Annotated in this window: 8 protein-coding genes; 3 read left to right on the top strand and 5 right to left on the bottom strand. The window is 57.7% G+C overall.

Annotation, left to right across the window (positions count from 1 at the left end; genetic code table 11):
- Positions 1-10 precede the first annotated feature (10 nt).
- Positions 11-1,387, bottom strand: a complete 1,377-nt coding sequence (locus ACR0KW_RS15850) for a condensation domain-containing protein (protein WP_480805867.1) — start codon at positions 1,385-1,387, stop codon at positions 11-13.
- A gap of 41 nt (positions 1,388-1,428) precedes the next feature.
- Positions 1,429-5,793 (bottom strand): amino acid adenylation domain-containing protein, encoded by a 4,365-nt coding sequence (locus ACR0KW_RS15845; RefSeq protein WP_480805866.1) that lies wholly within the window; start codon positions 5,791-5,793, stop codon positions 1,429-1,431.
- 177 nt (positions 5,794-5,970) lie between these two features.
- Between ACR0KW_RS15845 and ACR0KW_RS15840 the strand changes: the two genes are divergently transcribed.
- The 3 genes from ACR0KW_RS15840 (at position 5,971) to ACR0KW_RS15830 (ending at position 8,656) form a co-directional block, all read left to right on the top strand.
- On the top strand, positions 5,971-7,698 hold the full coding sequence (locus tag ACR0KW_RS15840; protein ID WP_480805865.1) for a (2,3-dihydroxybenzoyl)adenylate synthase: 1,728 nt from the start codon (positions 5,971-5,973) through the stop codon (positions 7,696-7,698).
- A 30-nt stretch (positions 7,699-7,728) separates the two neighbouring features.
- Positions 7,729-7,959: a phosphopantetheine-binding protein gene (locus tag ACR0KW_RS15835; protein ID WP_480805864.1), complete on the top strand. Its 231-nt coding sequence runs from the start codon at positions 7,729-7,731 to the stop codon at positions 7,957-7,959.
- 100 nt (positions 7,960-8,059) lie between these two features.
- The gene (locus ACR0KW_RS15830; RefSeq protein WP_480805863.1) at positions 8,060-8,656 is read left to right on the top strand and encodes a 4'-phosphopantetheinyl transferase family protein; all 597 of its coding nucleotides are present in this window, start codon (positions 8,060-8,062) and stop codon (positions 8,654-8,656) included.
- On the opposite strand, the gene ACR0KW_RS15825 is transcribed toward ACR0KW_RS15830, so the two are convergent.
- Genes ACR0KW_RS15825 through ACR0KW_RS15815 form a run of 3 tightly spaced genes read right to left on the bottom strand, consistent with a single transcriptional unit; the run spans position 8,623 to position 11,096 of the window.
- Positions 8,623-9,396: an SDR family oxidoreductase gene (locus ACR0KW_RS15825; protein ID WP_480805862.1), complete on the bottom strand. Its 774-nt coding sequence runs from the start codon at positions 9,394-9,396 to the stop codon at positions 8,623-8,625. The genes ACR0KW_RS15830 and ACR0KW_RS15825 overlap by 34 nt on opposite strands.
- 1 nt (position 9,397) lies before the next feature.
- Entirely contained in the window at positions 9,398-10,039 is a 642-nt protein-coding gene (locus ACR0KW_RS15820; RefSeq protein ID WP_480805861.1) for an isochorismatase family protein, read from the bottom strand.
- 16 nt (positions 10,040-10,055) lie between these two features.
- Entirely contained in the window at positions 10,056-11,096 is a 1,041-nt protein-coding gene (locus tag ACR0KW_RS15815; RefSeq protein ID WP_480805860.1) for an isochorismate synthase, read from the bottom strand.
- Between the last annotated feature and the right edge of the window lie 171 nt (positions 11,097-11,267).

The raw sequence follows: 11,267 nt of genomic DNA, 5'->3' as shown, positions 1-11,267 counted from the left end.
GCCTCACTTTTCAAGCGGTCACTGGCTCGCAAGCTGCAGCGACAAGCCGTTGGATTGGGTGCGATAAGCTCTCAGGGCGTGCAACGCGGCTCAGGTATTCTGGCAAAGCACGCAGATGTGCATCAAATTCACCCTCACTTGTCAGGGCCGGGTCGGCGTCCAGCCGCAGGTTCATGCCGCGCCCTTGCCCGTCCGCGCGGAACGTCAGGTTGAAGCCGTCCGCAGGCCCGTTTGAAAGAACGACCCGTTTGCTGTCACACCCGTAGATGTCCGGCTGTTCAAAAGGCATCACGTTGATCAGGGGCGAAAAGAAGAAACGTTTGCCAGATCCGATACCGTGGTCAGAAGCGATTTGTTCAACCCTGTAACGACCATGCCGGCGCATCTGCCGCAACTCACGGGAAGAGCGTTTGAGGAATCCCTGCAGGTCTTCCTCAGCCGAATGTGAGTGCAGGTAAAAGGGCAGAATATTCACGCCCAGCGAAGGGATCAGCGCATTGACGCTGCCCATCCGACTCATGAATGGCAGCCAGATTGGCAAAGCCCGTTCTGGCCCGTTCGCCGTTTCCGAAACAGCTTCGGAAAGGCTGTGCATCAAGTAGGCACCGGACACCAGAACCAACAAGTCCGGCCAACTGAGACCTGCATTTTGTGCAAGTGTCAGCAGACCCAGTTCCGTTGATGGTGAGATCGGACAGTCTCCCGACAACCCTTCGGCGCCGTAGTCTTCACCACCTTTCTCCAGAACCTGTAACTTACCCGGCCCGGACAGGCGATCTTGCCAATACGCCCTGTCTGAAGCGTAGCGCGCGCTCTCCGCATAGGTCAGATCTTCGGCGATGAAGTCCGAATAAGGCCTAAAGGCAGTTCCGTAGGTAGATTTGCCCAGCCTGTACAAATACAGCTGCGCTACCCGCTGTTCCAATAACAGCATGCTGTATCCGTCCAGAACGATATGGTGCCCGCGATTGTACCAAATCCAATGGTCTTCACCGAGTTGCAGAAGCCATTGCTCTGATATGGGCTGAGCTCGCAAGTCAATCACTTGCTCCATATCCTTATGCATCTGACGTAGGGCTGCCTCTTTCGGGTAGTGCTCATTGCGCAAGTCCATGCGCCGCAGAACGGGGCGGTATTCCGGATCGCAACTTTGCTTCGGAAACGGCGTATCCGCCGTAGTGTGGAACCGTACACTGAGAGTTTCTGCTTCGTCGCAGGTTGCTTGAATCGCCCAGCTCAGCGCCTCGCCGTCTATATGGCCTTTCATTTCAACATAGTGGGCCACTGTTGAAACGGGCAGGTCGGGGTGGAACGTGAACTCTTCCCAAAAGTCTTTTTGCGCCAGAGTCAGCGGCATCAGGTGATCGGGATCAGTGAAATCTGACATCTTGTTTCCTTGAAATGTGTCTGTCGCAGTTTGTTTCGGCCTCACGCGGCGCGCGCCAACAGATCCGAGACCTGCCTGGCCGTTCTGCACCCTATCAACGCACCCGGCGTTACCGACGCACCAAAGGCAGAGTTCAGCCTGCTGGCGACTTCGGCCAGATGCGAGGGTCTCAGACCTAAGGCGATCAACGGGCTGTCTTGCTGCAAGTCCGCAGGCGCTGAGCGGTCAATGACCGAGAGATAAATATCCAGGACACGATCTGCTGATGTCAGCACTTGCCCGCAGTCAGCGCTGTCCTTTTGCGGTTGCTGCGCAAGGTCGCGGGCGCGGTTGCGATCCAGTTTGCCATTGGCGCTGAGCGGCAAGGCATCAACCATCAAAAACCGGCTTGGCACATGGGATTCGGGCAGGTTTTGCCGTGCAAAGGCGCGCAGGTCGGAAGGGTCCGGTGCGCCGGACTCGGCAGCTACACAGAGCGCGACCAATATTGCCTCACGCCCGTCAACCTCAGGCAGATCGACCACGGCAACATGGTGTAGACTGTCATGCGCGCTCAGTTCGTTTTCCACATCGGTCAGCGAAACACGTACCCCCCGGATTTTGACATAACCGTTTATGCGCGTGGCAAAAATCAATGTGCCGTCGGGGCGATAGTACCCCTGATCCCCGGTCTTGAACGCACGCTGAGAGCGGTTCTGCTCATCGGTCAGAGTCACGAAATCCGTCTGTACCAGCGCCCCATCCACCATGTAGCCAGAGGATAGATTGATTCCTGTCGTGTGAATCCTGCCGGTGACACCCGCCGGACAGTGTTCACCCAGTTCGTTGCAAACGAAATACCTGCACCCTTTCAGCGGACGGCCATAGGGAATGATCTGCACGTCTTCCGGCCCGATATCGTGCCAAATGCTCCAGATAGTTGTTTCGGTCGGACCACCCAGCGACACCAGCCTTGCGTCGGGCAGAAAATTGCGCAGCGACGCGATCGTGGTTGGTTTGATGTAATCACCGCCCTGCGCAATAAGCCGTAGGCTGTGCAGATCCCCATCACGGCTACAGGCCAACAGCATCTCAAGTATCGCCGGAACAGAGATCCAGATCGAAACTTTGTGGTCCCGAACCAGCTGCGCCCACTGGATAGCGTCCTTTTCCTCGCCCTCATCCGGCAGAACCAGCACCGCTCCGGCAGTGAGGGCTCCAAATACGTCGAATACCGACATGTCATGGTGCAGAGGCGTGACCGAGATCAGCACATCCCGATCATTGACCTGCCAATGCTCCAAGGTACGACCCAGCGTGTTAGACGTGCTGCGGTTGCTGACGGAAACACATTTCGGTTTCCCTGTCGTGCCCGAGGTAAAAAGGTAATAGGCGGGGTCTGCGGAACAGCTGCGCCCGCGTAAAGTATCGGTTTCAGGTGGCGTAATACCGTCGATTGGATGCCCCAACAGAGATTGCGGTGAAGCGCATTTGTGCCCCCGTATTTCCAGTCGTGCGATCACAAGGCTGGGCGCAGAGGCATCCAACAGGTATTTCAGGCGGGCCTCAGGCGCACTGGCATCGATGGGCACCCACTGAAGCCCTTCCAGGGCACAGGCCAACTGAAAGATGATATGGTCGGGGCTGCGTGGCAGGCAGATTGCGACAAGATCACCTTTCGACAGACCATTGGCGCGCAGCCCGGCAATCGCAGCCAGGACAGAGGTTCCGAGTTCTTCGTAAGTGACAGTGGTGTCGCCTCTGATCAGAGCGGGGGCGCTGGTCCGGCCATCAAAGATGTTCCTGCCGATGCGTTCCAGAAATCGGGCGCATTCAAATGGCTCAGCCGGATCGTTCAATTGGTAATGCGCCAGATTCACATAGTCGGATGCGGTCAAAACCAGATCGTCGGCGGTAGCCAGCGCAGTTATGGCGCGATGGATGGCGTTGAGCAGGTCTTGCACCACCTCTTTGGACAGCGCTTCTTGCGCGTAGTCGAGAGACAGTACGAGGTTCCGGTCAGCATCCAGCGTAAGCCGGATGTCCAATGCTGTTTGCGGCGTAGGCGTGAGGCCGTCGACGTACTGCATCGGACTGTCCGGATGCTGCGTGGGCCAGCTTAGTCCGCTTGTGATCACCACCGGCAAGGCCAGAGCGCCACCGTTCCGATTCAACAGCATCCGGTTTAGATCGACACCCGAAAATGCGGTGTGCTCCAAACCCTCGAGGATGTCCTTCTGTACCTGCCGGGCCCGGTCCGCAAAGCTGCCCTGCGCCCCGTCGTAGGCCACAGCGATAAAGGACGAGGTATTCCCCGAAGACGATCCACTGCCACCCGGAGAGACAGGCACCGCCACGCAGGGTTTCAAGTCGCTGGTCCAGCGTGCCAGAACTTCGAGTATCAGGGCGGTCAGCGTTCCATTCAAGAACAGCCCGTGTTTTGCGCCACAGAGTCTGAGATCGCGAACCTTAGCGCGCGAAACAGTAAGCGCCTTGCGGTGGTAACGAGACTGGATGATCTGTTCAGGATTCTTGCTGCAAGGTAAACTTGGAGGGCCAAGGACCTGTTCCAGTTTTTTCTGCCAGTAATCGGAATCCGCCGCCCTTTGAACGGCATCCGGCACTATCTCGTTTTTGACGGCGGGTTGCGGCGCAGCGTCCTCTTCGCCTTTGGGCGCGAACAAATACCGCAGCAATGCAAGGATGGATTGAGCATCGAGAATGAGCGCATCAAAACGGGTCATCACAGACAGATCACCCTCGGGCATTTTGATTGCAATAACTCCCCAGGGGGGCTGGTTATCGGGGAAGACCTCGTGCGACCATCGGGCTTGCAAGGCAGCGAGCTGCTGTTCTGCTTCGGTTTTGCCAAGCGTTGAATGGTCGAGAACCTGAAGGTTCAGTACAGGTTCCGGGCGAATGGACTGGGTCAGCGTTCGGGAGTCAATCACCGTTCGTAATGCCGGATTCGATCGCGTCGCCGCGGCTAGTCGGTGACGCAAAAGTTCCAGCGACATTGTCCCGCGAAAAAGCTGAAAATCCTGCATTGCAACGCCGCCCAGAGGCAGCTGTGTTTGGCGCCCAAGCAAATAGGCTTTCTGTAAGGGCTTTAAAGGTGCGTCGGTGGTTTGCGGTTCCGGTTTTGCGGGTAATGAAACCCAGTCCATCAACGGGCGCTCCAGATCACTGGGATTTCGCACAATATGGGTGATCGCGGCGCTGAACATGTCGAAGACTTGCACGGTCCAGCTCAAATCAACCATGTCTTCGCGAATGTCCCAGTTGATTAGAATCTGATCCAGCACCCGTGCAACCTGAACATCCAAGGCGACCTGAGGACCCTGAGAAATGACCCATGTGAGTTCACCAAAGGTGGCTGCCACCAACTCTGACTGGATTGGTGCGCCACGTGTAGCCAACCCCGCCGTAAACACCACCGGTGCGCGTTGAACAGAACCCCGGTGGCGCGACAAATCCCTCAGCAAGGCCGGGCCGGGGTATCCTGTATGGGACAGCTGCTGCTTGATGTCCGACCAACAGCGCAAAGCGAGGGATTTCAGACTGTCAGCTGCATCTACCTTGGCCGCGAACAGTCCCAGATCCGAGAAGTCACCAACCAACCCTGTCGCCGCGCCCGACCGATGAAATCGCGGTAGGTTCAGGCAGAACCGACTGGTGTTCAGCGCTTTGGCCAGACTTGCCGAAAACAGAGCCAAAACCAGACTCGACACAGTTACACCCGCAGACTTGGCGATTTTCTCCAACGCGATTCGATCTTCCGCCGATACATTTTTTGACAGCCGGGTGCTGCGCGGCCGCTGCGTTGGATCAGTTGGACGCGGCAGATTCGGTGCAGGGGGGAAGGTGTCGAACCGGTCAGCCCACCAAGCCCGGTCTTTCCGGTATTCTTCCGGATGTGCAGCCGCCTGCTCGCGATAACGTTCGTAATCCGACAGAGGTGGCAACCGGTCGGTGCCACCATCCGTGTAGATTCGCGCTAGATCATGCATCACAACGCCAAAGCAGGACGGATCAGCCGGTATCATATCCATGTCCACATGCAGCCGTTGCCTTTGTCCTGGCAGTAGGCTCAGGTGGAATTCAACGGCGTGGCCAGTTTCCAGTTCCAAACGCTGGTGCGATTTTGCGTCACGAATCCGGTTTAGTTCCCGATCCAACTCCGCGCCCTGAAGATGCCTCAGATCGTTCAATATCAGCGCGTGCTTCCCATCGGCTGGAACAATTTGCGGTGCCCCGTCTGCGGCTACAGCCAGGCGCAGCATCGGATGGCGCAGATAAAGCGCCTGCACACTTGCCTTTAGTCTCTCAACATTCAGAAGGGGGGCATCAAACTCTCCGTAAAGGTGTGCAACAACTCCGTCCGAGGACGACGAGGAATGGCCGCCGATCCAATATGCGGCTTGCATGGGCGTTAGGTCCAAAATGAGGTCCTTTAAGGCAGTTGACATTAGTCGACAAAAATACTCAAGTATGAGAGCGCGTCAATACACACGCCGGAAATCTGGTTGTGGCTGGACGATTATTTGAAAAACAGGAGCGCTCGATTCAGAGAGCCGCCGTCAGGTGCGATCGCATGGAATTCGATGGACAGTGTGTGGAAAATTATCGTGAAAAAACAACCAATTGAATTTACGCCTTGGCCAGAGAACTTGGTGCGCCGCTACCGTGCAAAAGGGTATTGGATCGACCAGCCTTTGACGCGCGGGCTGCGCAATCAGGCTCGGGTGCGGCCGGACACTGTCGCGCTGATCGATGGAGCGCGCAGCGTGACTTACAGTGAGTTCGAACAACGCGTCATCGCATTGGCACGGCGGTTTTCTGCAGCCGGTCTTGGGCAAGGGGACACCGCATTGGTACAGCTTCCGAACTGTGCTGAGTTTTTCATTACGTTTCTTGCATTGATCGAATGTGGAATTGCTCCGGTAAATGCGTTGTTCAACCATAAGAAGAATGAACTTGATGCCTATGCCGACCAGATTGGCCCAAGTGCCCTGATTGCGGATCGCGGTCACCCGCTGTTCCGAGACGACCAATATGTCGAGGCATTGAAAGCGCGGTCAGGTCAATTGAGGACAGTTTTGTTTCGCGGGGGCGAAACTGCAAAAAACAGTCTTAGTCACTGGTTGGACCCCGTGTCCGATTGCTCTTTGACTGACTTGACCGAAGTGGCCAACGCTGGCCCATCGGCCCCGGATCAGGTGGCGTTCTTTCAGCTTTCCGGGGGAAGCACGGGAACTCCCAAACTCGTTCCACGTACGCACAACGATTACGACTATAGTGTTCGGGCAAGTGCCGAGATTTGTAGGTTGTCGCATGAAACCCGGTTTTTGTGTGCCCTGCCTGCACCGCATAACTTTCTGCTGAGCTCCCCCGGCGCGCTCGGCGTGTTTCACGCAGGTGGCACAGTTGTTCTGGCACCTAACCCAGACCCGCAGACATGCTTTCCCATCATTGCAAAGCACAAGGTCACCATGGCTGCGCTGGTGCCCTCGGCCGTATCGATGTGGCTGCGCGCCGTAGAGCAAGCCAATGAAAACCCGGAGGCTGAACCAATCGATCTCAGTTCTCTGAAGTTGGTGCAGGTTGGCGGGGCGTCCTTTGCCGAGAGTGTCGCGCGACGTGTTCCCAAGGTTTTGGGCTGCGCGTTGCAGCAGGTGTTTGGAATGGCCGAGGGTCTTGTGAACTATACCCGGCTGGATGATGATCCGGAGGTTGTTTTCACGACGCAAGGACGCCCGATCAGTGCTGATGACGACGTGCGGATCGTTGACGAAACCGGGAAAGATGTTCCGGAAGGGCAGACCGGCATGTTGGCCACGCGTGGACCATACACGTTCCGTGGATACTACCGCAGCCCCGAGACAAATACCTCAGCTTTTGACGGCCAGGGCTACTACTTCAGCGGAGATCTGGTACAGCGTCTACCCTCCGGCCACTTAAAAGTTGTTGGGCGGGTCAAAGACCAGATTAACCGAGGCGGAGAGAAAATTGCCGCGGAAGAGATCGAAACGCTTCTGCTGCGGCACCCTCAGGTTCAGCAGGCGGCGCTGGTTCCGGTGGTAGACGCAAATCTGGGTGAGAAAAGCTGTGCTTTTGTTGTGGCGCAGGGCGCATTACGGCCGGTGGCATTGCGTCGGCACCTGATGGAACTGGGTGTCGCCGATTACAAACTGCCCGACCGGGTGGAATTTGTGGGCTCGTTGCCACTGACCGCGGTTGGGAAAACCGACAAACGTGCCCTCCGCCGCCAGCTTTCTGAGAAGCACGCGGCAAGCGCGCCTCGCCAGAGGGCAATCGTCGAAACACTTTAAATTTGTTCGCCAACAGAAAAGGACAGGAACATGCTGGATCGTAGCTGGCTGGAAACGCGCGTGCGCAGCCTTATCGAAGATGAAGAGGACATCGCGCCCGACGAAAACCTCATCTATTTCGGACTCGACTCAATCCGGGTGATGGAGCTTTCGACCGAACTCAAAACGCAGGGCATCGTTGTGACATTTGAGGAGTTGGCCAGCAATCCAACAATAGACGCTTGGTGGGCTTTGATATCAACCCGCCAGAATGCGGCTTGACGCTTCGTTAGCGCAGCACATGACAAACGACTGGCCTTGGTCAGGCCCCAAAGGGCCAGCCGTTTTTTCGTGGAAGCATATTGGCGATCATGACGCGTCAGTGCCGTTGCCAGAAAACCTGAGGCGCGCGAGGTCCAAGCGCCGCACCGAATACCTGGCTGGTCGCTGTGCCGCGCGCCAGTCTATTCGGTCGTTGACCGGAGAGCCGTTGGCCCCCGGAGCGGCGGAGGACCGTGTTCCGATCTGGCCTGCGGGTCTTGTAGGTTCGATAAGTCATGGCGGCGGGCTGGCGGTTGCGATTGTTGGTAGACATCGCGACTATTTGGGGCTTGGCGTGGATGTCGAGCCACTGCTGGACACCGACCGGGCGGCAAAGCTGGCGCCGCGAATCCTAACCAAGTCCGAACGGCGCGGCGGTGCATCGCCTGAACACGTGACAGTTGCGTTTTCCGCCAAAGAAAGCCTGTTCAAGGCCCTGTATCCACTGACGCGCGTCTGGTTCGAGTTCGAAGATGCGGTGCTTCTGACCTGCGATAACAATGGCAACGGGAAAATAAGGTTGTGCCGGGACTTGGGTCAGGGATGGACCCGAGGTCGGATTGTTCCGTTCAGCCATACAAGGTTTCAAGGGGCCATACTGACCCGGGTTGACATAGTTGCGCCTCAGGCCCTGAGAGTGGCGCCGCCATCAACATAGAGATCCGCCATTGTTACATGCCCGGCCTGGTCGGACAGCAGGAACATCGCGGCTTGGGCTATATCATGCGGTTGGGCGAGCTTGCCCAAGGGGATGCCTGTGCGAAACTGCTGCGGGTTACCCGCGATGACGCTGTCGGCGCCGGTTTCGTCAGCCCACATGCCGGTCAGCATCGGTGTAAGTGTCGACCCGGGCGCAACGATATTGCAGCGTACCTTTTGGCTTGCCAATTCCAGGCCAAGGCAGCGGGTCATCATCGCCATGGCCGCTTTGGAGGCCGCATAAGCCCCCATGTTCATTCGGGGGATGCCCCCGGCATTGGACCCGATCATGACAATCGCGCCGCCTCCGCCTTGGGCAATGACCCGACCCAGGGCCCGGCCGACAAGAAATGCACCTTCCGCATTGATTGCAAACAGCGTGCGCCAGCTTTCGGGTGACATGTCCAGCAGGGGTTCTGTGTTCAGAACCGCCGCTGCATGGACACCCAGCCGGATCGGTCCAAAACGCCGTTCCGCATCAGCGATACAGTCCGCAATGCCCTGTTCTTTGGTGACATCCAGTTCGTGCCAGTTTGTGCGCGCATTATCACTCATGGATATGGCTGCCAAAGCGGGCGCAGTGTCGGTGGCCGTGACCAGTGCGCCTGCGCAGGTCAAGGCTTCTACTACAGCCTGCCCAACACCACCCGCCGCACCAGTCACAAAAGCATGGCGGTTCTCAAAGCCAGTCAAGTGCATATCAGCCGTTCCCAAACAGGCCAAGCAAGTGCTCGGTCGTGCAGAGCCCACCGCAGGTAGACGCGACCCAGTTCATCGCCATGTCGTGACGTGCGCGGTCAAAGTCGGCCTGAGCATCGGCAACGGCGAAGGTCTCGAAATCACGCTGAAATGCGTCCGCTGCTGTGACAAGGCATCCAATATGCGCGTAAATTCCGGTGATGATCAGTTGATCGCGCCCACGGGCGCTTAGAAGATGCTCAAGGTTCGAGCGTTGAAAGGCGCTGTAGCGATGCTTGACCAACACGTTATCTCCTGGCTGCGGTGCCAGCGGTTCGACAATGTCGCAGTGCTCGGGGGCATCTCGCATACCGGACCCCCATAGATCCGCCTGCAAACCTCGGTCCGGGCGGAACTGATCACCTTCCTGCGCGGTGTAGAAGACCGGGATACCCGCATTGCGGGCCGCTTGGGTCAACCGCCCGATGTTGCGGATGACCGCAGGCAACGGGGCTTGTTTCATAGGGTACGGAGCGCAGAAATACCGCTGCATGTCATGGACTAGCACGGCCGCGCGTTGTCTGTCCGGCGCCCAGGGGCCACGAGCGGGAGGAAGCTCTGCGGCCGTCGGCAAATCATAAGTGGCAATTCTCGGCAGTGCCATCCGGGGTCTCCTCTTCTCAGGCTTGTCCGGTCCCGTTCAGACCGGCCAGAGGTGGTAGGCCCAAAGCGGTCAGCATGGCGCCGAATTTCGCACCTGTCTCGGCGCTTTCGCTTGTGGGGTCGGAGCCGAGGACAATACCGGCCCCGGCGAACAGTCTTGCATGTCTGCCGCAAATCTCGGCGCAGCGGATTGCCACGTACCAAGCGCCGTCGCCGCGCCTGTCGCACCACCCGGCAGCACCAGCGTAGAAATTCCGGTCAACGGGTTCCAGCTCTTTGATCAATCGCGCAGCCCGGTTCAGCGGAAGACCACATACCGCTGGGGTTGGGTGCAGCTTGGCAGCAAGAACAGCCGAGGGAATATCACCATGCTTCAATTCCCCCTCGATCCGGGTGCCCAAGTGCCACATGCTGCGGGTTGAGGTCAGTCCCGGTCCGGCAGGCCTTGTCAGTTGACGGCAATAAGGGGTCAGAATGTCCAGAATGTACTCGACCACCATGGCGTGTTCCCGCTTGTCTTTTTCCGAGCGTGCCAGTGCACCGGCGGCCTCGGAATCGGCCACGGGATCTTCATGCCGCCGGGCAGATCCCGCCAGTGGATATGAGGAAACGCGGCGCCCTTGTTTCCCCACCAGCAGTTCAGGTGTTGCGCCAATCAGATAGCGGTTCTGCGGATCATTCTGGTGATGGGGCAGTTGAATCTGATAGGTCGTGACAGCGGGATCATTCATGAGACGAGACAGGATCGCTTCGAACTGAAACGGCTGATTGGATTCAAGTGTCAGTGTGCGGGCCAGTACGATCTTGCGCAATGCGCCAGGAGAGCCTTGTTCGATCTCCATGATGCGAATGGCTTCGGCAACGGCATCAGCGAAGATGGGAACAGGCGGTTCGGCCCGGGGCGCCAGAAGCGTCGCCTCCTGTGTGTCTTCATCGTTCGACAGGTCTGCTTTGGTCGTTTGTGGTGCCGCCCAGAGGCAATCTGTTCGGGTTTTATCGAATGGTAGGGCACCACCAACGATGACATCTTCTGGTAAAGCCGAAAAAGCGTCGTTCAATCTGGACTCGAGCGTGTCCACCGAACCTGGTGCCACCGGGGAACATGCGTTCTGCGCCGTAACAACGCGGCCTGCGCCCCGAAAGGTGAAACAGGAAGGCGTGCCGCCGGAAATGGGCCCTCGGGGCCGTTCAGATACAGACAACATTGGAATTGCCCCTTTCGTTAAGCG

This window comes from Ruegeria sp. CG11 (assembly GCF_056537245.1).
The sequence above is the reverse complement of the archived record's forward strand: the minus strand, read 5'-3'. Positions and strand labels throughout refer to the sequence as shown.